21 protein-coding genes are annotated in these 25,525 nt (G+C 44.4%); 4 read left to right on the forward strand and 17 right to left on the reverse strand.

All coding sequences use genetic code 11. The annotated features are described in order from the left end of the window. Positions 1-153: 153 nt before the first annotated feature. The 9 genes from HMPREF9446_RS19135 to HMPREF9446_RS10710 all read right to left on the reverse strand — a co-directional run bounded on the left by HMPREF9446_RS19135 (position 154) and on the right by HMPREF9446_RS10710 (position 7,912). Positions 154-900, reverse strand: a complete 747-nt coding sequence (locus HMPREF9446_RS19135) for an IS66 family transposase (RefSeq protein WP_245532271.1) — start codon at positions 898-900, stop codon at positions 154-156. A gap of 679 nt (positions 901-1,579) precedes the next feature. Next, positions 1,580-2,209 carry a hypothetical protein gene (locus tag HMPREF9446_RS10675; protein WP_009125661.1) on the reverse strand — a complete coding sequence of 210 codons (630 nt, stop codon included), beginning with the start codon at positions 2,207-2,209 and terminating at the stop codon, positions 1,580-1,582. Further along, the gene (locus tag HMPREF9446_RS10680; RefSeq protein ID WP_009125662.1) at positions 2,191-2,775 is read right to left on the reverse strand and encodes a YdcF family protein; all 585 of its coding nucleotides are present in this window, start codon (positions 2,773-2,775) and stop codon (positions 2,191-2,193) included. Before HMPREF9446_RS10680 ends, HMPREF9446_RS10675 begins: the two co-directional genes overlap by 19 nt. After that, positions 2,775-3,836: an N-acetylneuraminate synthase family protein gene (locus HMPREF9446_RS10685; RefSeq protein ID WP_009125663.1), complete on the reverse strand. Its 1,062-nt coding sequence runs from the start codon at positions 3,834-3,836 to the stop codon at positions 2,775-2,777. Before HMPREF9446_RS10685 ends, HMPREF9446_RS10680 begins: the two co-directional genes overlap by 1 nt. Before the next feature lie 6 nt (positions 3,837-3,842). Beyond that, entirely contained in the window at positions 3,843-5,021 is a 1,179-nt protein-coding gene (locus HMPREF9446_RS10690) for a DegT/DnrJ/EryC1/StrS family aminotransferase (RefSeq protein WP_009125664.1), read from the reverse strand. Between the two features lie 2 nt (positions 5,022-5,023). Further along, entirely contained in the window at positions 5,024-5,764 is a 741-nt protein-coding gene (locus HMPREF9446_RS10695) for a cytidylyltransferase domain-containing protein (RefSeq protein WP_009125665.1), read from the reverse strand. Then, positions 5,761-6,783 (reverse strand): UDP-N-acetylglucosamine 4,6-dehydratase (inverting), encoded by a 1,023-nt coding sequence (pseB, locus tag HMPREF9446_RS10700; protein WP_009125666.1) that lies wholly within the window; start codon positions 6,781-6,783, stop codon positions 5,761-5,763. Before pseB ends, HMPREF9446_RS10695 begins: the two co-directional genes overlap by 4 nt. A 14-nt stretch (positions 6,784-6,797) precedes the next feature. Continuing rightward, on the reverse strand, positions 6,798-7,292 hold the full coding sequence (locus HMPREF9446_RS10705) for a UpxZ family transcription anti-terminator antagonist (protein WP_009125667.1): 495 nt from the start codon (positions 7,290-7,292) through the stop codon (positions 6,798-6,800). An 83-nt stretch (positions 7,293-7,375) separates the two neighbouring features. Then, entirely contained in the window at positions 7,376-7,912 is a 537-nt protein-coding gene (locus HMPREF9446_RS10710) for a UpxY family transcription antiterminator (protein ID WP_009125668.1), read from the reverse strand. A gap of 721 nt (positions 7,913-8,633) precedes the next feature. Between HMPREF9446_RS10710 and HMPREF9446_RS10715 the strand changes: the two genes are divergently transcribed. The 4 genes from HMPREF9446_RS10715 (at position 8,634) to HMPREF9446_RS10730 (ending at position 11,699) form a co-directional block, all read left to right on the forward strand. After that, entirely contained in the window at positions 8,634-8,888 is a 255-nt protein-coding gene (locus HMPREF9446_RS10715) for a hypothetical protein (protein WP_009125669.1), read from the forward strand. A gap of 197 nt (positions 8,889-9,085) precedes the next feature. After that, a complete protein-coding gene (locus HMPREF9446_RS10720) occupies positions 9,086-9,433 on the forward strand; it encodes an SH3 beta-barrel fold-containing protein (protein ID WP_039969105.1) in 348 nt (115 codons plus the stop codon). Positions 9,434-9,486: 53 nt separating this feature from the next. Then, entirely contained in the window at positions 9,487-10,341 is an 855-nt protein-coding gene (locus HMPREF9446_RS10725; RefSeq protein ID WP_039969149.1) for a DUF4373 domain-containing protein, read from the forward strand. Positions 10,342-10,529: 188 nt separating this feature from the next. Then, positions 10,530-11,699 (forward strand): AraC family transcriptional regulator, encoded by a 1,170-nt coding sequence (locus HMPREF9446_RS10730; protein ID WP_039969153.1) that lies wholly within the window; start codon positions 10,530-10,532, stop codon positions 11,697-11,699. A 59-nt stretch (positions 11,700-11,758) separates the two neighbouring features. Here HMPREF9446_RS10730 and HMPREF9446_RS10735 read toward each other — a convergent pair whose 3' ends face one another. The 8 genes from HMPREF9446_RS10735 to HMPREF9446_RS10770 form a co-directional block, all read right to left on the reverse strand. Then, positions 11,759-13,204, reverse strand: coding sequence for a PA14 domain-containing protein (locus HMPREF9446_RS10735; protein WP_009125673.1), 1,446 nt, complete (start codon positions 13,202-13,204; stop codon positions 11,759-11,761). A 12-nt stretch (positions 13,205-13,216) separates the two neighbouring features. After that, positions 13,217-15,538 (reverse strand): glycoside hydrolase family 20 protein, encoded by a 2,322-nt coding sequence (locus HMPREF9446_RS10740; RefSeq protein ID WP_009125674.1) that lies wholly within the window; start codon positions 15,536-15,538, stop codon positions 13,217-13,219. Then, positions 15,535-16,986, reverse strand: coding sequence for a glycoside hydrolase family 125 protein (locus tag HMPREF9446_RS10745; RefSeq protein ID WP_009125675.1), 1,452 nt, complete (start codon positions 16,984-16,986; stop codon positions 15,535-15,537). The genes HMPREF9446_RS10740 and HMPREF9446_RS10745 overlap by 4 nt, the downstream gene beginning before the upstream one ends. A gap of 14 nt (positions 16,987-17,000) precedes the next feature. Beyond that, positions 17,001-18,605, reverse strand: a complete 1,605-nt coding sequence (locus tag HMPREF9446_RS10750) for an MGH1-like glycoside hydrolase domain-containing protein (RefSeq protein ID WP_009125676.1) — start codon at positions 18,603-18,605, stop codon at positions 17,001-17,003. 22 nt (positions 18,606-18,627) lie between these two features. After that, complete coding sequence (locus tag HMPREF9446_RS10755) at positions 18,628-19,770, reverse strand: alkaline phosphatase (RefSeq protein WP_039969154.1); 1,143 nt, start codon at positions 19,768-19,770, stop codon at positions 18,628-18,630. A 13-nt stretch (positions 19,771-19,783) separates the two neighbouring features. Then, positions 19,784-20,647 (reverse strand): endonuclease/exonuclease/phosphatase family protein, encoded by an 864-nt coding sequence (locus HMPREF9446_RS10760; RefSeq protein WP_009125678.1) that lies wholly within the window; start codon positions 20,645-20,647, stop codon positions 19,784-19,786. Between the two features lie 19 nt (positions 20,648-20,666). Continuing rightward, positions 20,667-23,603 (reverse strand): GH92 family glycosyl hydrolase, encoded by a 2,937-nt coding sequence (locus tag HMPREF9446_RS10765; protein ID WP_009125679.1) that lies wholly within the window; start codon positions 23,601-23,603, stop codon positions 20,667-20,669. A gap of 256 nt (positions 23,604-23,859) precedes the next feature. Next, on the reverse strand, positions 23,860-25,509 hold the full coding sequence (locus HMPREF9446_RS10770) for a RagB/SusD family nutrient uptake outer membrane protein (RefSeq protein ID WP_039969156.1): 1,650 nt from the start codon (positions 25,507-25,509) through the stop codon (positions 23,860-23,862). Positions 25,510-25,525: the final 16 nt, after the last annotated feature.

Raw genomic sequence — 25,525 nt, forward strand, 5'->3', positions numbered from 1 at the left:
ACAGAGAGCTTGCTAATATACATTGTTTTTGATTAAACTTTTTTGTCTCTTCTCACTCTCAGCCATTCTTCCAAACCTTCCAAGAAGTAAAAGAATAATGACTCGTAGGCACTCAGCCTTGCATCGTCCGTTAGCGTCTAATTTTAACATTTGTTATTGCTCTAGTCCGATTGTCAAGGGTAATAAATGTTCATAATCCCTACGTCCTTTAACAATTTCACTGAAAAATCTCTTGAAATAATCAAGCACAGACACAGCCTGCATCCTGCAAGTGGAGATGCTGGTATGATATACCGCTGAGACGCAGGCCATCTTGTCACTTCCAAAGAATAACGAGTTCTTACGCTCACCCGCCAATGGACGAATAAAACGTTCGGCAATGGAATTGTCGGTTGAGTAAGAGCCGTCGTTCAAGTAGGCGAACAACTGGGTCCAAAAAGTATTCATAAGATAAGCAATCAAACCGCAGAAATAGGTAGAGCCTTTCTCCAACCAGTTGGTCAGGCTCATACGGCTCAAATGCATCGACTCACCGGATAATCTGTACATTTCACGATAAAGCGGAGTGTCCAGAACATATTTGTTGAAAGCAAGATAAGCCGGAAAAGAACCGGAAGCGTGCGTTCCCGGAACAACGTCAATGATTGCAGGATGCCCACTGAAAGGGAAATAGCCTTCATGGATTTTCCCGTCCGATGTCTTATAGCGGATGACCTCGTAATCACGTTCGACAAGCCCGCTTATCTGCTCATAGGCATATTTACGGAAACGTTTGATGATTTTTGCACCTGCGGGCAGTTGCCGGATATCACTGTCATGACAAACCGTATTGTCGGCACTCATGGTACGGTAAGAAAGTCCCTGCCGATAAAGACGGGCTTCTTTTGATTTGGCTTCCACGTTCTCTTCCCGTGCATGAGCCTCACCTGGCTGCGGCAAGGAGGAATCGAGGGAGTGGGGAGTGCCATCGAAATCATCCTTGTCACGTGTATGGTCTTCTTCGACCGACCGCTTCTTTTTATGGATTCCTTTTTGGCTCTTACCAACATAAAGGTTCTTATTACGGACTTTAAGCCGCAGTTTAGTCCTGCAATATCCAACATAAGCCCTCCAGTTTCTCCACTAAGCTTTTCAAACCTTCGTAGCTCAAATTTTTCTGACTGATATGAACACCATTGCTCATGCGGATATCCACCAGGATTCGAAGTTCAGTATGACAAGAAAGCCGAGGAGCCGATTCGGACTTTTGTTCCGGGATTGGTGAAGGACTTTCCGGCATTTCTGATTCCGTTGAGAGAGCACCCAAAACCTGAACAAGAATTATCTTCTTCCGGGTATCCTTGTACCATTTGGGAAATAGGTTATAAGGAACTTGGTGAACATACAAAATTTCTCAATAGAAACACTCGCAGGGATACCTTCCAATTTATAGCGCAAAAATAGACGCTCAAAATCATTGTAACTATACATAAACCTGGCTTTTGATTTAACGAAAGCAAAGTTCTGGCTTTTATATCGGTTATCCTATACGTCATTTTTGGACGCTAACATTTCACGCCTAATTCAAGGATGCATACTATCAAATTTGCTTTATTGCTGCATAGCACTTCCTTAAAGCAAGATGCCGATGAATACTAAAACCATTTTTATTCACCCCGTCTACATCATGATATTTGCCTACATATATCCTGTCTCCATTATGGTCGGTATCATTACACCAAATAAAATCATGATGCCACAATATCTCTTTTTTTGCATAATAATAAGCAAAAAAGGTATAGACACATAAGATTGCAGTGGGGAAGTTTATATGTTCTTTCAGTAATTCTGTAGGCTGAACTGCACGAGAACTTTCTATTACATTTTTCCTTAACAGATACCAACGAAGTTGCAAGGAATCATGAATAAACTCTTCATTCATATACCAGTCCTGGTTATAAAAGCAAGGTTCAGAGATAGCTGAATTCATCCCGAAACATTCGCGAAAATTAGCTATAGAAAGTTTTGTTCCCTCCAATTCGGAAATACCCAATATCAGAATATAATCCTTTGAGTATTTTTTTAAATCGTCTAATGAATATTGTATCTCCGGCATTTGAATGGAAGAGAAGAGAAATCCCATTCTTTCAAAAAGAGGCTTCAATTCATCCGAACCGATAAAATTCGAGCCAAACAGTAATTTAGCCTGTTCTATTGTAGTTCTTTCCATTTTTGATAATCTATTGCTTCAGTATATGTAGCCAAATGTCCTAATTGAGAATATTTCTCAATGCGAATAAATTCCTGCTCCAAGCGTCCAAATCGGACACCCCATTCTGATTCTTTAAACCACCCCAAATTTCTTACAGGAGCATTGTAAAGGATTATACTACTCTTCTTATCCAACGTCTCACGCAAAAAAGTCAGATAGGCACGGTATTGATGTTCATGACTGGCGACCAATACCAACCGTTTCCAGCCGTTTTCCATTGCCATTTTCACTACTTCGACAGCCTGTTCCCTTGTATTCAATGACTTGTCTTCATGTACAATAGCGTCTGCAGGAACACCTTCCTTTAATATATAAGGCAGTACATCCGAAAAGGGGAAACTTCCGTATTCATAATCAGTAATATTGCCACTAAATACTATTTTGGCGGCAATACCTTGATCATAAAGTTCCACAGCCTTCTGATAACGATTCAAACCATCCCCTTCCAACAAAATGATTACATCGGAGGATTTCAAGATATCATTATCGACCACCGCTATAAATTTTTCACGCTCGGTCATCATCAGAAGTTATTCCAAAACAACGGCTGCCCTTTCGCTATATCTTCTTTACATTCTTTACCGATAATTACCGGCTTGAATTTAGGAGGTATGCCCAAAGCGGGACGAAGCACATCTATATCTTCAGCAGTCATTATATGCCCCTTTTTAATATCCTGTTTAGCATACAGACAACGGCGTTGTACATAGACCGTCTCTCCTTCTTCAGCAACCACCTCTTTACGGGTACTGCCCATAGCGCGTTCTACTTCACGAATGGAATCAACCATAAATTTAAAATTCTGAGGTTCCATCGAATGCGGATGATCGGGTCCCTTGTCATTCCTATTCAATGTAAAGTGCTTCTCAATGACACGTCCGCCGACAACTACGGATGCCAAAGCGACCACATGCCCGGGCGCATGATCGGAATAGCCCGTCAAGACATCAAAAGCGGACTGATAAGTCTTCAAGACATTAACATTGGCACTTTCTATTTTAGACGGATAATTGGTTATGCATTGCATCAGCACCAAATCCCTATTTCCCGCTGCCTCTATGGTACGGACAGCTTCATCTATTTCGGCCATGGTAGCGTCACCCGTAGCCAGCATCACCGGTTTTCCCTTACGGGCAATATAGTCCAGCATTTCAAGCCAAGTGAGATCACCCGAACCAATTTTAATAAAAGGAACATCCAAGTCAGCACATAAATCTACAGCTTCCTTGAAATAGGGAGAAGTGGAAAAATCAATACTCACAGCTTTACAATAATCCGCAATTTCCTTATGCCACGCAATAGGAAATTCAGCATCTTTAAACACATCGCTTACGGTACGCCCCCAAGAACCATGTACGCCTTTCAATTGCATGTGGGAGAATCCTCCCTCCGACACAATGCGTGAAGTAGAAAATGTTTGGAACTTCGCACAGTCTGCTCCCGCCTCCTTCGCGGCATCAATCAGTCGTTTGGCTTTTTCAATGTTGCCGTCAAAATTAGCTCCTATTTCTGCGATGAAATAAGTGGGATAGGTATCACCTATCATCTTATCGCCAATCCTTATTTCTCTATTAAAGAATCCCATAATGTATTATCTTGTAAATTGTTCGATCGTTTTATGAAGGACTTCCGCCTGTTTCCTGGCTTCATCCAAATTCCAATAGTTAGTCTTCAACTGCACCATACGCTTCTGTAAATATTCCGCATTCGGACAAAGGTTGGCATCATACTTCTGCCATACTCCGGGCATATGCTGTATTTGGTTCTGAAACAAAGGTTCGTTATACGAGAGTTTCCAAGCTGCATAATACCCGTCACCTCCGTTCGACTGGAACAGGTCACGAAAAGCGTACCAGTCCTTTTCGGGGCAATCTGTATCCAGCACCATACTGTATGACCAGTATGAATTAACATAGCCTTCCGGCTCTGCCTGCCTTTTCAATAGCTTCTGGTTTTTAATGGCTTCATCAAATATCTTTGCTACTTCTATACGATTGTTTATCAATTCATCGACACGTTCTAGCTGCCCCAAGGCACAGGCGGCCTGCAACTCTGACATACGGTAATTGAATCCTAATGAGATATGACGGCTATACTGAGGATCTTGAATATCATTTCTGGTAATCTTCCCTTGCTTGGCGCTTACACCGGCATAACCCAAACAATTAAAGCGACGAGCGTTATCTGCCCATTCTTCCTTGTTACAGAGGAGCATCCCCCCTTCACCAGCAGTCAAATGTTTGCTTGCCTGAAAACTAAAGCTGGAAAAATCACCAAATTCACCGACATATTTACCCTTATACTTTCCAAGATAACATTCCGCATTATCTTCAATAAGATATAAATTATGGCGCTTACAAATATCCAGGATCTTGTCATAATCCGGAGCCAGACCGAAAAGAGAAACTGTCATGATAGCCTTGGTCTTGGGGGTGATTACTTTCTCTATACTTTCGCCAGAAATCTCAAACGTATCCAAATCACTGTCAGCAAACACAGGTATTGATCCGTTATGCAACACTCCAAATGAAGTACTGCTCATGGTCAAAGCGGGTACAATCACTTCATCGCCGGGCTTGATACCCAAAGCTGCCACAGCCGTATGCAAGGTGGCTGTACCGTTACAATGCCCGATAGCATAAACCTGATTAAACTTCTTTGCAAAAGCAGCTTCCAATCTGTTGTTGAATACAGAATTCAAAGAAGTTGCAAAAGCGTTATCCAGAACCTGATTCACATAATCACGTTCCAATTGACTGATTCTTTCCATAATTATACTGATTTATACATTTCACTTCGAGCTACATCAGAGTTTATATTTTCTATTTCGGGATGTTCTTTAAGTAGCTGAAGAATATCATCCATGTGAAATATCTCTGAATCATTCTTATACAAGGATAAATATATACGGGTTACCATCTGAAAGTCTTTCTCCGTGTCAACTGTCCAACGCAAATAAGACAAATTCTTGTTGTTGGAGAGATTAAACATCTTAAATTGTTCTGGATTACGATAAATGTATTGGGTCACGTGCTCCCTTTCAAAGTCACTCGTAGAAAATCTTTCCTCCCTATCCAAAGTTTCTTTGGTAAACACTTCTATATCCAGTCCTTCAGGATAAGAAGGGGGACAATTGTTGCAAACGAAATCATATTTTTTTTCTTGCAGTTTATTTACAGCCTCATCAATAAGAAGAGGTTCTTTAAAAGGATCATCCGCAGTTATTCTAACAATCACATCCGCCTTTGAATAATTGGCAGCCTCATAGTAACGGTTCAGCACGTTACTTTCGCTCCCGCGAAAAACATCCACTCCATTTTCTTTAGCCCAATTGTACAGTTTATCATCCAACGGACTCTCTGTTGTTGCCAGAACGATATGATTTAGCGAACAGGCATGTTTCAAACGATTGACCACATGCCAAATAAAGGGTTTGCCACACAAATCAGCAAACACTTTATTAGGAAAACGAGTTGAACCGCAACGTGCCTGTATGATAGCTACAACCTTCATTTTACTTCAAAATTCGGATCTACGTATTTACGTATGTTCTCACGCATGGACTCGACGGTTTCCCATTCCGTATTGTTGTCTGAACTATAATGAAAACCTTCCGGAACAGGCACTGCATGATGGTGTTGGATATATTCTTCCTTATTATGTTTATCAGATACGGAAGGAAGAATCACATAATATCTACCCAAGTCAATAGTGTCGAGAGCATCGGTTACGGTAATCATCTCTTCATGCAATTTCTCTCCCGGACGAATACCAATTTCCACCTGCGGCAGATTGGGAGCAATGGCAGTAGCCACATCCTTAATGTGATAGGAAGGAATCTTCGGGATAAAAATCTCTCCGCCCAGATGATGGCCGATGGCGTACATAACGAGAGCAACACCGGCTTCAAGAGAAATATTGAAACGGGTCATGCGCATATCGGTAATGGGAAGTTCCTTTGCACCGTTGTCACGCTTATTGATGAAGAATGGTATCACGGAACCGCGGGAACCCATCACATTGCCATAACGTACCACAGAGAACTTGATATCTTTTGAACCACTGATATTATTGGCCGCAGTGAACAGCTTGTCAGAGGTCAGTTTGGTGGCACCGTAAAGGTTGATGGGTGCGCAGGCCTTGTCGGTGGAAAGGGCAACCACATGCTTGACCCCTGTAACCAACGCTGCCTTTATCACATTCTGCGCACCGTGCACATTCGTTTTGATGCATTCCTCCGGGTTGTACTCAGCGGTATCCACCTGCTTGATGGCGGCGGCATGGATAATCACGTCCACCCCCTCGCAGGCACGGGTCAGACGTTCGAGGTCGCGGACGTCACCGATAAAGTAACGCATCTGCGGATATGTCCTCTCCGGATACTTCTGCTTCAATTCGAACTGCTTCAGCTCATCGCGGGAGTAGATAATGATTTTCTTTACCTGCGGATAATCACGAAGGATGGTTTCCACAAACTTCTTGCCAAAGGAACCTGTTCCTCCGGTAATCAATACGGATTTGTTATTAAGCATTATAATGAAATTTTTTATTCGTCAACATATTCCCACGGATAGGGATTATCAACCACATTCTGAAACTCTTCGACAGCCTCCTGCTGTTGGGAAGTGAGTGAGACAAAATCCCAAGAAGCGATAATGGTACGGGCTTCGTCTGCTAAAGGCTCGTCGAACACTTCACCATAGCAAGCGGTAAGCAGACGGAGTTTCAGCAACGAGGCAGGAAGGATATCAAGAATATCCCAACAACGATCCAAAACATTCTGGACATGATCCTGCCTCTCACCGTGGTCAATGAATGATGCACTGTAACCCATCAGAAGAGCGAGGCAAACATTTGCCTGTTCTTCAACTGTATCCCCTTTGGCACCGGAATTGTACAAAGCAGTAGTCAGACAGTAAACTTCACCGTTACGACGGGACAGGTCATCACTATAGACAGGACTACCGTCCATACCCAAATACATCAAATCGTGCGCCGCACGCTGAAGAGTGATTGCTTCTTCGGAAAGAGAGGTGTTCATTTATGATTTATAATTTATGATTTCAGATTTAAAAAGAGAGCGGATGCTTCGCTACGCTCTGCATGACAAATTGTATATGTTAGCTATTGGATAACTTCTATAAGATCCGGATGGATGGTAGCCATGGCAACGGCAATGACACCCTGTATCGCAACGATTACACGACGGTCACGGGCACCTTTCACTTTCAGGAAAACACCCTCCTGCCCTTCGAAATCACCACCTGTAACACGCACTTTGGTGCCCTTCGACAAGTTAAGTTCTTCAGGCTGAAAGTACAGGAGATGATCGTTATAAGTACCGGCAACGGCAATGAAGCGCTGCATCTCGTTGTCGGGGATGATAATCTTCTCACCGCTACGGGTGTCGGTGATGTATTGCAAATAGGCAACCTGGGATTTGACACGCTTTAAATCGGAAGGACGAGCATGTACAAAAAGCAGGTTGTGGATAACAGGAACCAGAGCACGGACTTTCTTGCCTTTCTTGATACTGATCTTGTATTGCATGGGGACGAAACAGCCCAGATGCTCCTTTTCGAGCAGCCGCATGGCATCAGGCTCTCTACGGTAAGTGGCACGCATAGCATACCATATTTCGGTCTCTCTCTCCGTTTCCATGCTATAATATTTTCAGAAAAGGGTGTTCCTTCGGGGCTTTGAACGCCTTGCATACACTTGGTTTTCAATCATTTGCGAGCATTTTATGTAGAATACGGCAAGCTTTATGCCCCTCTTGCCAACTGATTCTCTGTAGTCGTTCATTACCGTACAGGTAAAAAGCTATAAACGAATGAATTAAAGGCAAAAAGCGTTCAATAGACGTTCGTTTTAAAAACGTCAAAATATTTCATTCCCATAAATATTAAAAAGCATCAAAAGGAAAATATATTTAAAATATTCTTTATTGGTCTTTATTCGCTTACACACAAATATTTAAGTGCAAAACAAAAAGACTTTTCGAAATATTTTTATTAAACATTTTGGTGGTTTCAAAAATCCCCTTTATCTTTGCGTCTATTAAACGAACGTTTAAAAAACGCTTTTCACCATTCGCATTTTCGCCTATATATCAACACATTGCACTAAATTTTCTTTATTTTCAAAGCAATAATATCTATAACTTATCCGGCACTTCTTTTGCAACAAACTAAGGATCATCTATTTTTGCAAATTTACAATTTATCATATTTTAAATTTACGCTTAAATTATGCAAATTATGGCTAACAAAAACATGCCGGAAGGCAAGGAATCAAACTCAAAAAAAACGGATGTGAACAAGAAGTAACATCCAGTAAAACAAACCGTAAGTCTAAAGCCGGAAGACCTGAAAGCGGTAAAATGAAAGGCATAGATTTCCGCCACAGACATGAAGTGATGGCAGACATCATCAGGTGGTGGGAAAATGGATATTGGGTGACAGAAGGTACTGCCAGTATCAAAACCTTGTCAGACTGGGCTGCGGAAAGATTCCTGTTCCTATCTGTTACAGGAAAGCCTCTATCCTACAACACAATAAAGCAAGAATTCGGGGAAGTTTGGCGAGACTTGCAACTACTTAAAAAAGAAAATAAAGGAAGTAAAGGGAGAGTATAAAAACAAGAAATATCCGTACAACAATTAAAGATGAACACCCTAATGACAATTGTGCATAACTTTGTCACGCTTTAGCAAAGATCAAGCCACACACCTGGAAAGATGCCGCTTCCTCCGAGAACCGGCATCTTTCTTTTTTTAGCATGACTGAAACACCTACTAAACAGAATCTATTTATCAATTTAAACAACTACAAAATGAAAAAGTTAACAAAACCCGTTTCACTTCACGAAGCTCTGAGAGAACTATGGAAAGTACAAATCATACTTAAAAAAGGGTACACCGAATCATGTGCCTCCTGGATGGCGCAGCGTATCGAAAGTCTCATTGACCACATGCAGTACGGCTATGCACTCGTTGCTTATTACAAACAAGACGGGACTTTCAAACTGGTAAAGGCAACCCTAATACCATACGAGGCCGGGTTCCGCAGGAAATATGAGATTGCAAGAGTAACAAGCACCCTCGTATTTTGGGATGTGGAACAGCAGGCCTGGAGAAGCTTCCAACTGGCAAACTTTTTGGAATGGAGACCCATCTGCTGAAAGTGAAAAATGGAAAATGGAAAGTGGAAAATAAAAAAACAATCACTGAAGAAATGGCGATGACATACGGGGGAATGCTATATTTCCCCCTCAAAGTGAATATCTTTGAGGAAATAGCAATAGAATTGGTAGAAGCCAAATTCGGCTTGAAAGGTACAACGGCGGTGATGAAACTCTTGTGCAAAATATATAAAGAGAACGGCTACTACCTGAAATGGGACGAAGAACAATGTACGCTCTTTGCCAACAAGGCCGGAAAGGACATCAGCGAAGAAGAAATGCAGGGGATAGTTAGGATTCTAACTGAGAAAGGATTCTTTGATCTCGCAACTTATCAAGATAAACAGATACTGACCTCCCTTGAAATACAAAAAGTATGGTTGGAAGCCACCAAAAGAAGAAAGAGAGACCCGGCTGCACTACCCTACATGTTGGTGAAAACGGAAGAAAAGAAGGAGGACAAAGGCGAAGACGCTCACAATGAAAACAGCAATTGCACGCAAAATGAAGGAAATTGCATACAGCCTGCTGACAATTTACCCGAAAATGCATGCAATTCCGGACAAAGCAAAGTAGAGCAGAGTAAAGCAAACGAAAGTAAAGCACTTCCCCCTTCAATTCCCCCGAAAGGGGAAGGCGGAGGGAAGGAGTTTTTTTCGTCTTTCGACATTCCGGGATATGCCTACAACAAAAAGACGCATAACTTGGAATGCCTGATGCTGGAGCTAAAGCAACTGCACATCACAGATGCAGACGAAGTGCAAAAGATCCTGCGCTTGTCCGATTATGGCAGGTTAGGGGGAACTTTCTGGAAAATTGTCCATGACACAAACTGGAACAAGGTAAACAGTAAAGGAGGATATATCATCTCTATACTCGCCAAAGAAAAGAAGAAAGACATAAGATGAACTCCATGTTTTTCAAAGAATTAACTTACTGTAATACAAATAATTAATTTTGTGTCAGCAAGAAATTAACTTCCGGCTGACACGAAATTAATAATTTGCAGACAGAAGAAAATCCCTCCATTTTCGTGTTTTTCCAAAAAAGAAAGTATATTTGCCTATCATACAATTCTTCATTTTACCAACTGCACATGATTCGATTAATATTACTGACCGACTTTACAGAATCTTTTTCGTACAACCTGCTGAAAGGAGTGTTGGCGTACTCAAAAAGTCATGAGCCATGGGTAGTATGCCGAATGCCACCCTCTTATAAAAAAACTTACGGCATAGAAGGAGTTCTGAAATGGGCAAAAACTTGGCAGGCAGACGCGATTATCGGTCAGTTCGACAATGATGACAATGTAGAACTATTCCGTCAGAATGGAATCATTGCAATTGCCCAAGACTACAAGTCGAGGTTCAGCAATATCCCCAACATCACGGGCGATTACCGCAATACCGGCAAGATGGCGGCAGAGTTTTTTCTGAGTAAAGGATTCCAGAACTTTGCATTCTATGGTTATCGCGACACCGTCTGGTCGCAGGAACGCTGCGAGGGCTTCTACGAATGCATAGCTGCGCATGGCTTCGGTAATAATTTCTCTTCTTACCAGGAACAGTCCCTTGATGATTTATGGTTTTATGAAGCCCCTCCCCTGCTTAATTGGCTAAAATCGTTGCCGCAGCCTACAGCACTTATGGCTTGCGACGACAATCAAGGCAACCGCATTACGGAGATTTGTAAGGTCAACAATATCAGAGTGCCCGACAAAATTGCCATACTGGGAGTAGATAACGATGAAATTATCTGTAACCTGTCCGACCCTCCTTTGTCCAGCATCAACCATAACATCGTAAGAGGCGGATTCGAGGCAGCCGCCCTCATAGAACATCTACTGAATAATGAAGAAGCCACTTATCAGGATGTGGTACTCCAACCTGTGAATATAATAAACCGGCTCTCTACGGATTTTTATTCTACGACAGACACGCGTATTCATAAAGTCCTGAAATATATCCATCAGAATTTATCCAACGACATCACGGTATCGGATATTGTCAAAGAAGTACCTTTGTCACGACGTTTGTTGGAAATACGCTTTAAAGAGGTCACCAAACAGTCCATCCACAAATACATCTTTAATCTCAGAATGGAACGTTTCGCCCAACTACTGCTGGCCAGTGACGACCCGATTGCAGATGTGGCAGAGCAAGTGGGAATAACTAATTTGAAGAACCTGTCCCGCCAGTTCAAAGCCTTGAAGCAAGTCTCTCCCAACGAATACCGGAAAGAGCATAAAATGAAGAACCGGCTGTAGTCCACAGACAAACCGGTTCTTTTAAAGGAGTTATCAGGAGATAAAGGGAGTTATCGCCTTTATTCCGGCAAGTACAACATACTGTCCGGCAAAGGAGTTTCAAGGATATTCCGTCCCGAATATCCCACTTCCAGTTCCTGCCCCATGTAATCTTCAAAATACAACACACGCAACTCATGAAGCCCCTTCTCAAGAGCAATCTTCCCTTCACTGCGGCGGGCGCTGTGTCCGCCGTCATTATCAACCACCAATTTACCGTCGATATAAAGCACCGAGCCGTCGTCCGAGAAAGTATAGAAACGATATACACCTTTCTCGGGAATCTGTATCAAAGTACGGAAGTCATATGCAAAATGATCTGTAACGGTGGCTTCTTCAATGGAAATGTTTTCCATTGTTCCTTTCTTCACCACTTGGCAAGAAGCAATGTCTTCCACACGCTTGCATTTCCCTTCATAATAAGTATAGGCCACGCCATGTTTGCCGGGAACCGCTTTCATTGCAGGCAGGTAATCCATCGTCTGCGCCTCCTCTGAGTTCAGCCCCGAAGGATAGTAGTACTCCGCTTCACGTCCTGCAGGTGTCGCGATCCAGGTATCAAACTTGGATTTGCCTTCAAACAGTTCGATAATGCGGGCTCCTCTTGTCAATGAACCGTAGGCATCCGTACCGGTCACCCGGCCGAAGCCAAGCGCAATTCCTTTATCTATTCCTATATAATCATTGTCATGGTCATGCCCGACGAAGACTCCCATCACATCCTTCATCTCGATGAACGAGGAGAACATACCGGAATTGATTCTTGAAGAAGCAACACCTTCCAAAGCATTGCCGAAGGTCTTGCCATCATCTGCCAGTTCGTTGTATTCAAGCAACGGAATATGGAAGAAAGCCAACGCTGGCACCGGGACTCCACCGTTCTCGGCAGTGAAACGGGCACTCTGCTTACGATACCATTCTATCTGGTCGAAGTGAATCCAATCGTAAGCCCCATAAAGCTTGTTCGGCTGATAGTCATTGGAATCCATGCAATAAAGCAACGCTTCTACCTTCCCTTTATTTGGGGAATCGTAAACAGGTATCACGCAGTTGCCGCAGCCCATAATTTCCTCCGGTCCTTTGGCCCCTACATAGTAAGGGGATTTCAGAAGAAAATCATAAATATCGTCTTTCGTCATGTATTCTGCATCATGGTTTCCCATAGTGACGACAAAAGGGACTTTGGCTTCGTTGAAGATGGCAACTACCGCTTTCCAACCTTCCATGGCAGGGTCTTCGGTCACCACATCACCGCTCAGTACGGCAATGTCGGGTTGCTCCGCTTTCAGCACCGCACGAATAGTTGCCGCTGTTTCGGCACATTTCGCAGATTGGGGCGTCCAATGCAAGTCAGTGAACTGAGCTACCACAAACCTTCCATCCTTGAAAAAGAATTGCTTCTGCGCAAAAGCCGTCACCGGAATGCAGCCCAGCAGCACCACTAAAAGAATAACTGTTTTCCTCATAATCCTTTAAAATTAATATATTTCTATTTCATCCATCGCCAACTCACTCTGCTGTCCTTCATGGTAATATCCTTTCGGACATAAGCCGCCACTCAGCAATTCTAAGCGCACAAATACAGCTTCCGTTTCGGCAAACGAAAGAGATGCCGGGAAACGAGTACCTTCCGTCAAAGTGAAATCGTATGTCAACTGTTTAGTACCCACCGGAACAAACGTCTTACCATCCGTTGAAACGGAAACACTTAGCTCTCTCGCCGGCCATATAGCGTTTACCGGTCTCCACAAAGAAGAGAAGGCAACCTCCCTGACTTTTTGCGGCTTCTTCAGTTCGACTACAATCTGCACGCTATCCTGATAAAAGCTAATCCAACGACGCATGTCACGGGCATAGCCGCATCGCCCGTCAGTCAGACCGAAGCCTTTATTCAGATGTTCCCATCCCGCTTCAGGATGGCAAGTATAGTCACATCCGGTCGCCTTGTTTACTGCAAAACTTTTGCGGGTCACTTTCCCCAGCGGCTTGCCGTCTTTGTAAACCGCCGAATAAATGGTGGCATCCTCGTTCAGCGGTATCGGATTCTTATAGAGGGAAGACGAAGCCGTGACCGTCGAGTCATTCACCGCATAATGAATCTCAGCATCCGGACAGAAAGTCTTCAATGTCACCTCGTATGTCTGCCGGGAGTCGTTCCACGCACCTGCCAGATTCACTTCATAGAAATTGCGACAAGCGTTTACCCCGCAATAGTCCAGCCGTTTGAACTCTTTATCCAGCCTACGGACAAATGAATCAAAGTCCTTGTGTTCCGGTTCTGTCCATTGCACCTCTGACATAGCCAGCAAACGGGGGAAAGCCATGTATTCAAAATATTCGGGAGTCTGTATGTACTCTCCCCAGATATTGGCCTGTACGCCTATGATATAAGCCTGTTCTTCCGGAGTCAGTTCGGCAGGAAGCGGGTTGTAATTGTACACCGTATCCAACGGGAGGAAACCGCCGATGGCCAACGGAGCAAATTCCGGGCTTTCCTGATAGTAGTCAAAATAACATTTCTTACCGGGTGTCATAATAACCTTATGCTTTTGACGGGCGGCTTCAATGCCTCCCTTCTCGCCACGCCACGACATGACCGTAGCATTGGGGGCAAGCCCTCCTTCCAATATCTCATCCCATCCGATGATGTCACGCCCCTTACTGTTCACAAATTGTTCTATCCGATGGATAAACCAACTCTGCAGAGCTTCCTCATCAGGCAAGCCTTTCCGCTTCATCAGACTCTGGCAGTGGGCGCACTTCTTCCAAGCTTTCTTGGGACACTCATCTCCACCAATGTGGATGTAACGGCTGGGAAAGAGTTCCATAACCTCTGTCAGCACATCTTCCAAGAATTCAAAAGTATGCTCTTTGGGACAATAGACTTCATCAAAAACATCAAAATAATCACGCACTACGTATGTCTTTCCCAGTCCGCAGGACAGTTCCGGATAGGAAGCCAGTGCCGCGGAGACATGTCCCGGCATCTCTATTTCGGGAATGACCGTGATAAAACGGTCGGAGGCATATTTCACAATCTCCTTTATCTCCTCTTGCGTATAGTAGCCTCTCTTTTCTTTTCCATCGTAACGCCGAGGGAAATAATAGTCAGAGTGCCCTATCTGAGTCCGCTTACGGTAAGAGCCTATTTCGGTCAGTTTCGGATATTTCTTGATTTCGATTCTCCACCCCTGGTCGTCCGTCAGATGAAAATGGAACTTATTCAGTTTATAGAATGCCATCAAATCCAGGAACTTCAGCACCTCTTCCTTTGGCAGGAAATTACGCCCTACATCCATCATCGCCCCACGATGAGGGAAACGAGGAGCATCTGTAATGCCGGCAGCAGGAATCCTAATCTCTTCTTCATATTTCCGGTTGCCATCATAAATGGCTGCCGGCATAAGCTGCAATAAAGACTGTACACCGTAGAACAGTCCGGCAGCAGTTTCATTAGAAGAGATATTTATCTTATCGGAAGAGACTTCCAATGTATAAGCCTCATCGGGCAAGGAGCTGTCTATAGACAAACAAATATCCGCCTGCCCGGTTTCCGGGATACTTTTCAGCGTGACAGAAGTGTTTTTCAGTGCATCTTCCAAATAATGGAAAACTTTCATCGCGGCTTCCCCGGAAGGAACAGCCACCGTTTTCTCTCCTTGCAAGATATACATTCCCTGCATTGGAGCTACTTCATTCGGCATGGGTATAATGCCATACTCTGTTGCCGCATCGTCAGAACCTCTCCCGCAAGAGAAAAGGACAAATGACACAGCAAGCAAGCAATACGTTATCTTCATAATGTTCGGGATAATAGGTCGGGATATTCCCTGATTGTCTTAAGTATAAGTTCGCCGAACAAAGTGTTTGTCCACGCAAACCAGGAACGGGTAAAGTCCGAAGCGTCCTCCGCGTGGAAAGATTCGTGCATGAAGCCCGTTCCTCCGTCCGTATCACGCAGTTGTTTCAGACAAGCACGTATTTCTCCGGAATCATCCGTTGTAAATGCCTTCATAATGATACTCATCGGCCAAATATAATTCAGTCCTACATGAGGGCCTCCTACTCCTTCGCCGGCTTTCCCTTTAAAGAAATAAGGGTTATTGTCGCTCCATACCATTTTACGGGTATTCTGATAAATCGCATCCTTAAAAGAGCAATAACCGAGATAAGGCGCAGCCAGCAAACTGGGCACATTGGCATCATCCATACAAAGTGCGTTGCCAAAGCCATCGACCTCAAAGGCATACACCCGCCCGCAAACCGGATGATTGAAAATGCCATACCTGCGAATAGCGGCATCCACTTCATTTGCCAGTGCTGTACATTCTCCGGAAAAGGCTGTATTTCCACATACCTTGTCCTCTATTTCCGCCAATTGGCGCAATGAAACAACCGCAAACATATTGGAGGGAATAAGGAAGCCATATTGTGTGGCATCATCTGAAGGACGGAACGAAGAGACAATCAAACCTACCGGCTTGACCGGTGCCCCCCATCCGCCGTTAATCTGCGAATCCGTAGGACGGTCACAGTCGCGCGTAAAGCTATAAGGTCCCAAGCTTTGTTTCCTCTGCTGTTCCTTAAAGGTCTTGACCACCAGCATCATCGCTTTGTGCCAATTTTCATCGAACACAGAAGTGTCTTCCGTGTGCAGCCAGTAATGGTAAGCCAAACGAATGGGATAGCACAAGGAGTCTATCTCCCATTTGCGTTCATGCAGTTCTTTGACCATATGTTGGGTATGGTCGGTTTCCCAATAGCTGCCTAACGGCCCATTGTTGAAAGCGTTGGCATACGGGTCTATCAAGATACATTCCGTCTGTCTGTTGACAAGCCCTGCCACCATCAGTTGCAAATCCTGATCTTTCTTCATCAACGGCAGATAGGGCCATACTTGCGCTGAAGAGTCACGCAGCCACATGGCATCTATATCACCTGTAATGACGAATGTATCGGGTCTGCCACCCTTCAACCCATATCTGACAGTAGTATCAAGCGTATTGGGGAAACAGTTCTCGAACATCCAACGCAACTTCTCGTCCTTTATTTTAGGCTTTGCTTCTTCAATGGCAGCATCCACCGCTTTCGAGACAAAGTTCCTTTTGCCCGTAACAGGACGCAAAGAAACATATCTTTGGTTCAAAGTACCGGATGAAGAAAATACGGAAGCGGGTCGAAAGGTCATAGCAGCCAAAGCAAGCCCTCCAGTCTTCAGGAATTGACGTCTTGACATATTGTTTTTCATGGTTGATGTCTTCTTTAATAGGTATGCTTACCGGATGTCACATGTATTTTTTTCTCTTTTCCACCATAGAATATACACAGTTCAAAGTCCATATTGGAATCTACCGTGATACGGGGTTCATCACTTGCCGAACGGCGTGCCTCGGCTTTCAGGCTGACAAGCCCTTCGGGACCGAAAGGATAACGTTCTATTCCGTTTGCCTCCGTCAGATTCATATCCCAGACAATCTGCTTTTGGGCATAATCTCCCCGAATACCGATAATAAACTCTATCAGCTCGGCAATAGGAGGAAGTCCTGCCCAGCCCACAAAATTGTCCCTTGCCATAAATCCCGGATCAGCACTTTCAGGAGCGTAATATTCCCAGAAAGTACCTGTCTTTTTATAGACTTCGAATACCTGGGCATAATGATTCAGGCAAATCTCCCGCGCCAGCTTGCCATAACCTTTCCGCAAAAGACCCTGCATCACCATGTAATTGGTTCCCGGCCATACACCGCCTTGCCAATAGCGGCCATTCTCCTTATACTTGGGATTATCGGCTGACAAAGAAGGGATACGGTGTTTCCGGTTAAATGTGGCAGGATTGTCCAGCTCCTTCACCATACGGTCCAGTTGTACAGAGTCCAAGACATCAGTAAACAAAGCCCAGTAGGCACCTATACCTTTGGCCTTGCAGAGTGTGCCGTCAGCGTACTGGTCATAAAGGAAACCGGTCTTCTCATCCCAAAGATTATCATGGATATATTTTCCCAACAGTTTGGCTTCGTCTTCAAACTCTTCGATTTCCTGCCAGCGTTCCAGATAAAAGCCCATCTCAAGCAGTAAATTGGCAGTAAACAGTTGCTGCAGGTTTGTATCCAACCAAATCATGTGTCCGTGACTGTAGATAGGACTGTATTCCGACGGCACACGGGGCATATTATCCATGCCGGTCCCCCATCCGCTCGACCAGTAGGTTCCGTTCCGCCAGGTGTGGTTCAACTTCAACCACTTATAGTAAGCGCAAAGTACCGGAAATATCTTGTGCAGACGTTCCGTATCTCCAAACTGATGGAAATAGACCATCTCACACCAAGGCATCAGATTCGGTCCGGTACTCACCGGGTCATAACGTTCGAAACAGTCAGCGCCATCCGCCTTTATCTCGCGGCAAATAAAACCGTCGGGATGCTGCTTGGCATAAAAGTTATTCAGCGTATTCTGGAAAGGAAAGAAACGGGTACCATAACGGGCAAACATCAGAATGAAAGAAGAATCCCACATAAAGATATTGCCATTATAGGCTGTATCCAAATAGCTTGAGACAAAACCCGAACCTGCCTGGGGAGCGCGAATATTACCGATAGCTATTTCCCATGCCTTCCAGTACATTTCAAGCTCCTTGTCATGTCCGTTCCAAATGGGATTGGGAAGAATCTGCCGGGCTTCCTTGAAGCTTTTCGGCACAATCGTCTCAGGTTTGGCCACGCGATACTCGTTTTCAGTAACCAACGGTTCCTTTACATACGTATTCTTATAAGGCAGATGATACTTTTCATCATTGCCGCAGCTTTGAGCTTTCAGCAAAGGAAGGGTGGAAAAAGAAAGCAAGCCTACCAATAAAATGTGTTTCAACATAGGAAATAGTTCTTTTTTTAATTTATAAATCGAGCAGTTTCTTTATCTTGTCAAAGATAGCAGTATTCTCAAAAATTCCGGTAAACTCCTCCGCACCGGGACCGAAAGCATACACCGGCACCATCACGCCGCTATGACCGCCCGTGGAGAACTTACATACGATTCTGCCCTCTGCCAAATCTCCGTCTATCAATGTAAGTCCGCCGGTTTCATGGTCTGCGGTCACTACTACCAATGTTTCTCCATCTTTGGCCGCCCATTCATAAATAGCACCGATGGTACGGTCAAAGTCGTGCGTTTCCTGCATCAACAAGTCAAGGTCATTGAAATGTCCATAATCATCCAACTGCGAACCTTCTATCATCATAAAGAAACCGTTCTTGTTCCGGTCGAGCAGTTCAATGCCTTTCAATGAAGCACGCGCCAAAAGGTCGCCGCGTTCAGCAGGAAGAGGAGTATCTACGGGATAGGGTACGGCAAAGACCTTACCACTCTTTATACCTGCCAGTTCATCCCAACTGCGAGGAGTCTGAAAACCTTTGTCACGCAGTTCTTTAAACAAATCGCGTCCGTCTTCACGGTTCTCGAAAAGCTTGGCACCGCCACCGAACACATAGTCGACGCTGCAATTTACATAATCCGCCACAATCTCCGCTTCGGCATCCCTATCCTTGTTATGGCAACAAAAATCCGCAGGAGTGGCATCCCACAAACGGCAAGTCACCGCTATACCGGTAGATTTACCTTTTGCGGCAGCCAGATCGACCAATGATTTCAACGGACGTCCTTGAGTATCCACGCCCACAGAATGATAGTTTGTCTTCCGTCCCGTAGCTATGGCTGTGCCACCCGCTCCCGAGTCAGTAATCAACTTGTCGGCACAATAGGTTTTGGACAAGCCTACTGCCTGGCAATTATCCAGAAACAGTTTACCTCGATTGGCTGTCCATGCGGAATATACATGCATAAGGCTCATGCCATCACCAATCATCAGTATGACATTCTTTATCTTCTTGCCTTGAGGCGGGGTAATCTTCGTTACCTCATAGGGTTGTTCCAAGACATAGGTCTGTTCTTTATCACGACGGCTTTGTGCCGACGACTCTACCGGCAGCAACAAGACTGCCAAGAGCATAACGATACATATTCTTGATATCTTATTCATAATAGCCATTTTATTATTCAACTGTCACCAAGATAGGGGCGTGGTCGGATAGAAAAGCATTCTCCTCTGTTTCAGCCAACACACCATATCTCAAAACTTTCAGTCTATTACGTACAAACACATAATCAATCAACGGACGTTTGTCATAGGGAATCTTCCCGAAATCATGGAAGCTCCATGCCGGACCATAGACAATGGGAGATGCCTGACGTGCATCCGTCAAATGTTCCGGATTGGAAGGGTCTGTCACATGCTTGATAACATCTGATTCCGGCTCGGAGTTAAAATCTCCCGTAACTATTACCGGCAAGCCGTCACTTAACGCATTTATTCTATCCAGTATGAGGCTTATCCCCTCACGGCGTGCCACAACACCTACATGGTCCAAGTGGGTGTTCAATGCGAAAAACTCTTTGCCACTCGCTTTGTCCTGCAGTTTAGCCCACGAGGCGATACGCTCGCAAGCCCCATCCCAACCTTTAGAACCGGCAACTTCAGGAGTCTCACTCAACCAGAAATAACCGGAATCCAACAGATTGAAGCGCTCTTTCTTATACCAGAGTGCGCTATATTCACCTTTCTCCTTCCCATCTTCACGACCTACGCCAATCACTCCATATTCCGGTAAACGCTGTTTAAGGTCCTCCAACTGATTATGAAGCACTTCTTGCGTGCCCAATATGTCCACATCATAAAAACGGATGGCATTTGCCGCACGATCCTTGCGATACTTCCAATTATCCAGACTGTCTTCCGGATTGTCATAGCGGATATTAAAACTCATTACATTGACGGGCTCCGGTGCGGATACCTGTTGTTTCACTTGCCCGCACGATGCTGCGAACAAAGGCAAAAATAATAAAAACAACTTTCTCATAGCATATATATTAAACTATTTATTTCACAAATAAAACCGATGCAGGAATAGGAGCCAACTTATCAGCGGAAGGCAGTTTCCAAGCCCAACTCAAATGTTCACCTTCGTAATCCTCAAAATAATAAAGCTTATAGGGATGGAAGCCTTTCTTCAAAGCAACCATTCCGGTAGCAGGAATCGCTGCGTGAGAACCATCATTATTGACCACCGGTTCGTCATTGATGTACAAGACACTGCCATCATCCGAACGGGTCTGGAAAGTATAGACTCCATCCTCGGGTACATTGATCAGCCCGGAAAAAATGTATCCGAAATGGTCCTCCTGCCCGGCATCCTTTATGGATGGCTCGGGCAGGATACCCGACTTCAACAATGGAGATTTTTCTATATCAGCCACTTTCTGACAGGCACCTTCAAAGTATTTATAGGACGTGCCGTTCTGGGCAGGGCTTACAGAAAGCGCGGCTTTCAGCTCGGCTTTTGTCGCCGATATAGACAACGTTTCGCTTGAACGGAAACCCTTCTTGAATCCTTTAGCCTTTATCAAAGTCGTCTTATCCAACTCGAAAGGTTTTTCATACAACACCGACTGTTCCGTGGGAGCACTTCCATCCAATGTATATCTGATTTCGGCATCCTTAGTGGTCGTAGCCAGCGCAACGGTCACCTTATCCATAAACAGATTCAAGTCTCTGTCCACATAAGGAATGGAAACTACTTTCTCTTTGGTATAAGAGTAAGGAAAAGCTTCCTCTGAAGCACCTCTCTCCATATCCGGCTTTTCTGATAAGGTAAAACGAAGTTCCCCACCTTCCATCAATTGTGCATAAGTGATGAAATTCGCATCTATCGGCTGCCCGTTCAATTCCACCTTCGTGATATAGATATTCTTCTTCGGATCATTGGCAAGGATGGTCAATGTTTTTCCATTGGCCAGACGGACAACCGCTCTCTCAAACAGAGGAGTAGTCAGCGCAAACTCATTGCTTCCGGGACATACGGAATAGATACCCAGACTGGATAGTATATACCAGGCGGACATCTGCCCGCAGTCTTCGTTGCCAATGATACCTTCGGGCGTAGGCTTGTACATTTCATGGAGCAAGCGGCGCGTCATCTCCTGCGTCTTCCAGGGTTGTCCCACATAATCGTACAAATAGGCAATGTGATGGCTTGGTTCATTTCCATGAACATACTGGCCGATCAGCCCGGTTATATCCACAAGGTCACCATGTATATTCGGTTCTACCGTAAAGATAGAATCAAGTGCAGCTATAAATTCTTCCCTGCCACCAAACAATTGCGTCATGCCGCTTACATCATGAGGAACAAAGAAACGATACTGCCAGGCAGTAGCTTCCGTATAGGCACGTCCCACCTCAATAGGATTGAAAGGCGTTTCCCAATTTCCATCCATCCGCTTAGGGCGGAAGAATTTCGTAGAACCATCAAATACATTGATATAATTCCGGGAACGCTGAATATACTCCTCATAAATATCATTCCTGCCCATTTCCTGAGCCATACGTGCTATGCACCAGTCATCGTAAGCAAATTCCAGCAGGCAAGAGATGGATTCTTTCTTTATGTTGGAAGGGATAAAACCGTTCTGAATATAATAATCGGCTCCTTTCTTGTTCTTTTCAGAAGAAACGACCATGGCTTCCAGGGCTTTATCCGAATCAAACCCTCTGATTCCCTTCATATAGGCATCCGCAATGACAGAGACCGCATGATAACCAATCATTGTTCCCGTCTCTCCGGCAGAAAGCGGCCAGATGGGAAGTTCACCCGAAGCTTCGTAAATATCCAGATAAGAATTCACCATATTATTGACCAAAGTTGTATCAATCAGAGTCATCAAAGGATTCCATGCACGGAAGGTGTCCCAAAGGGAGAAAGTAGAGTACTGCACTTTACCTTCCGGCAACTGCCCTGTCTTCATGTCATGACGGCGGTATTCACCGTTGACATCACTTGCCACATTGGGTACAACCATGGAATGATACATTGCAGTATAAAAGTTCTTCAAATTGTCCGTATCACCGCCTTCTACTGTAATGACAGAGAGCGCTTGTTCCCAAGCGGAACGGGCGGCACTACGCACGGCATCAAAATCGAAACCCGTCACCTCGGCTTCCAGATTCTCACGCGCATTCTTTTCACTGACAATGGATAATCCGACTTTGGTTATAACCGGCTCTCCATCACTATTATCGAAAGACAAGTAAGCTTGCAAGTCAGTGCCCGCCAACTTGACTTCCGCAGAAACCGGCTTTTTATCCCGTATAAAGTCAACTGTCTTGAAAGGTTTCGAGAATTGGGCTACAAAATAGACATACTGATTGTCTGTCCATCCTCTGGTTCTGCGCATGCCTGCTATTTCATTGGCGGCAGTCCGCTCCAGTGTAGCTTCATAGATATATTCACTATCGAGCAAATGGGCCAAATCTACGACAAGAGCAGCCTCCTTACCGGAAGGGAATGTATAACGGTGTACGCCGGCATGTGTTGTTGCCGTCAGTTCGGCTTTTATTCCTTCATCTTTCAGCAGTACCGAATAATATCCTGCTGACGCCTTCTCGTCTTTATGGGAAAAGGCTGCGGGTTGGCAGATACTTCCTTCCGCAGTCAAGTCCGGCCGCTGAGTGGTTGGACGAAATAGTATATCTCCCAAATCGATGCACCCGGTTCCGCTCAGATGCGTATGCGAAAAGCCATTCAAGGTTGTGTCATCATAATGATACCCCGAACAGGCATCCCAATTTCCGGCACGTGTGTCAGGGCTTAGCTGCACGGTTCCCAAAGGGACAGTTGCCCCCGGATAGGTATGCCCGTGAAAGCCGGTACCTATAAAAGGATCTATGTAATCTACAGGTGACTGATTAACGGATGTGCAAGCACCGCATAACACAGATACACAAGCTATATACCCCAAAAAATGTTTCAGTTTCATCAATACAGATATTTCAAATTATTCTTTAATTCAAGTAGCCTTTTTAAGAACGTAAAAAACACTGACAAATTTCATAACAGCTTACGAAACGGACAGTAAAAATACAGATTATCATTCAAATCTTTTTCAATTCAAATTCATGCAGAATTGAATAAAGAGATTCTGCAAGAGCCGATATGCCATACATACCAACTCTTGCAGATCAGACCAATGGCAATGAGGTCTGTTTTATATTTCCAAGTTCCAATAAAGGAAATTAATTATAACCCGGATTCTGTTTCAACTGACCGTTAGAGTTCACGACCTGTTGGTATGGATAAGGGAACACCATACGGTAATCCTCATAAGTTGCTTTAGACACTTCGTTAAACATGGCATAAGTGCCAATCCGATAATTCGATTCCGGGTTAGAACGTTCTTCGTAAATACGCACACGCGGAGTTGCATTCAACTCCTTCTTAGCCAACGCCTTGATTTCGGCGTTGGAAGAACGATGCCAACGTTTCAAATCAAACAAGTGGTCGGTAAATTCGAAAGCCAATTCACAACGGCGTTCATGATACAACTGTGTCATAGTGGCCGGTGCCGGAGAATCCAAATCCCGTCCGCAAGCACGTTTGTGAATACGGTTCAAGTCAGTCCATGCCTTATCAGCCTGATTGGTCATCAGATAAGCTTCCGCACGGAACAACAGCATTTCCGCAAAACGGATGACCGGGAAATTAATACGTACCGTCGGCCAGTCGCCGTTACTATTAATGTAACCGGTAGTGGGATCCTTATGCTTGAACGGATCCATATATTTGTTAATCATGAATCCTGCTTCAATATCAGAAGAAGAATAGAAACGGCGAGTCTCTCCGAAGAATTGGAATTCCTGATTGTACTCCAAAATGGAACGAACCAAGCGGGCATTGCCTTCACCATCTTTGCGCATCTCCTCATAGATGTCATAGGAAGGCTTGTTCTGTCCCCAGCCATTATACTTACCCCATCCCTTGTTCTCCAGAATAACACCGGGAAATTCGGAGCCGCCACCGTTGGAGCCTCCATTACCGGGAATGGCCCAAATATATTCTTCATTATAGAAATCGGCAAAATCCGAAGAGAACACTTCGTCCAAAGAGCCTGCCAGATTACGGTGGTAAGTAGATTCCAAATCGTTGACCATAGTAATCACGTCTTTCCATTTTTCAGGTTCCCAAGTAGCCCAATAAGCATAAACTTTGGCTTTGAAAGCCACAGCAGCGGCATCGTGCGCACGCCCGACGTTCTCCGCATCATAGTCTTCCAGACGGGGCAGACGTTCTATAGCCCAATCCATGTCTTCAATAATCATCCGATAGTTGTCCTGCACGGATTTCTGCTGTGGTGGAATAGAGTAATCATAGTCACCTTCAAAATCTTCATAGCGAACAAAAGGTACTCCTTGTTCGGGCAATCCATAACGATAGGCTATCAAAAAGTGTGCCCATCCACGAGTAAAATAAGCCTCACCCAAGCTTCGTGTCTCTACGGGCGTAAGGGTTGTTTTCTTTTCCTTATTCAACAAACTTTTTATGACCCAATTGGAACGAGCCATCACCTTATAGAGCGTTTCAAAAATACCATTCAACGGAGTGGAACTGGAAGCGTCATTTGTAAAAAGAGCCAAATCCATATAACTACGGGTACGTCCCCATACCACATCGCAAGCAGCTCCCTGCTCCCAAAAAAGCTCACGCCCATAAAGAGCCTCCTGATGGAATCGTTCGTACAATCCGTCAACTGCATCAATGGCTTGTTGGTCGTTTAAGAAATAAGCATTGATAGTGGCGTTCCCTTCTGGCTGCACATCCAGGAAATCACTGCAAGAGCTTGTCAACAGTGCAGCCGACACAGCTAAAAATAATATATTTTTTTTCATAATCATTTCTATCTTC

Origin of the sequence: Bacteroides fluxus YIT 12057 (genome assembly GCF_000195635.1) — a bacterium.
GTDB lineage: Bacteria > Bacteroidota > Bacteroidia > Bacteroidales > Bacteroidaceae > Bacteroides > Bacteroides fluxus.

What these genes read in the sequence shown, in the direction of transcription:
- HMPREF9446_RS10705 (WP_009125667.1), bottom strand. Translation starts at nt 7,292, where the DNA reads ATGAACACCTCTCTTTCCGAAGAAGCAATCACTCTTCAGCGTGCGGCG.
- HMPREF9446_RS10755 (WP_039969154.1), bottom strand. Translation starts at nt 19,770, where the DNA reads ATGAATAAGATATCAAGAATATGTATCGTTATGCTCTTGGCAGTCTTG.
- HMPREF9446_RS10760 (WP_009125678.1), bottom strand. Translation starts at nt 20,647, where the DNA reads ATGAGAAAGTTGTTTTTATTATTTTTGCCTTTGTTCGCAGCATCGTGC.
- HMPREF9446_RS10715 (WP_009125669.1), top strand. Translation starts at nt 8,634, where the DNA reads ATGAAAGGCATAGATTTCCGCCACAGACATGAAGTGATGGCAGACATC.
- HMPREF9446_RS10710 (WP_009125668.1), bottom strand. Translation starts at nt 7,912, where the DNA reads ATGGAAACGGAGAGAGAGACCGAAATATGGTATGCTATGCGTGCCACT.
- pseB (WP_009125666.1), bottom strand. Translation starts at nt 6,783, where the DNA reads ATGCTTAATAACAAATCCGTATTGATTACCGGAGGAACAGGTTCCTTT.
- HMPREF9446_RS10770 (WP_039969156.1), bottom strand. Translation starts at nt 25,509, where the DNA reads ATGAAAAAAAATATATTATTTTTAGCTGTGTCGGCTGCACTGTTGACA.
- HMPREF9446_RS10685 (WP_009125663.1), bottom strand. Translation starts at nt 3,836, where the DNA reads ATGGGATTCTTTAATAGAGAAATAAGGATTGGCGATAAGATGATAGGT.
- HMPREF9446_RS10720 (WP_039969105.1), top strand. Translation starts at nt 9,086, where the DNA reads ATGAAAAAGTTAACAAAACCCGTTTCACTTCACGAAGCTCTGAGAGAA.
- HMPREF9446_RS10765 (WP_009125679.1), bottom strand. Translation starts at nt 23,603, where the DNA reads ATGAAACTGAAACATTTTTTGGGGTATATAGCTTGTGTATCTGTGTTA.
- HMPREF9446_RS10750 (WP_009125676.1), bottom strand. Translation starts at nt 18,605, where the DNA reads ATGTTGAAACACATTTTATTGGTAGGCTTGCTTTCTTTTTCCACCCTT.
- HMPREF9446_RS10690 (WP_009125664.1), bottom strand. Translation starts at nt 5,021, where the DNA reads ATGGAAAGAATCAGTCAATTGGAACGTGATTATGTGAATCAGGTTCTG.
- HMPREF9446_RS10725 (WP_039969149.1), top strand. Translation starts at nt 9,487, where the DNA reads ATGGCGATGACATACGGGGGAATGCTATATTTCCCCCTCAAAGTGAAT.
- HMPREF9446_RS10675 (WP_009125661.1), bottom strand. Translation starts at nt 2,209, where the DNA reads ATGGAAAGAACTACAATAGAACAGGCTAAATTACTGTTTGGCTCGAAT.
- HMPREF9446_RS10745 (WP_009125675.1), bottom strand. Translation starts at nt 16,986, where the DNA reads ATGAAAAACAATATGTCAAGACGTCAATTCCTGAAGACTGGAGGGCTT.
- HMPREF9446_RS10695 (WP_009125665.1), bottom strand. Translation starts at nt 5,764, where the DNA reads ATGAAGGTTGTAGCTATCATACAGGCACGTTGCGGTTCAACTCGTTTT.
- HMPREF9446_RS10735 (WP_009125673.1), bottom strand. Translation starts at nt 13,204, where the DNA reads ATGAGGAAAACAGTTATTCTTTTAGTGGTGCTGCTGGGCTGCATTCCG.
- HMPREF9446_RS10680 (WP_009125662.1), bottom strand. Translation starts at nt 2,775, where the DNA reads ATGATGACCGAGCGTGAAAAATTTATAGCGGTGGTCGATAATGATATC.
- HMPREF9446_RS10740 (WP_009125674.1), bottom strand. Translation starts at nt 15,538, where the DNA reads ATGAAGATAACGTATTGCTTGCTTGCTGTGTCATTTGTCCTTTTCTCT.
- HMPREF9446_RS10730 (WP_039969153.1), top strand. Translation starts at nt 10,530, where the DNA reads ATGATTCGATTAATATTACTGACCGACTTTACAGAATCTTTTTCGTAC.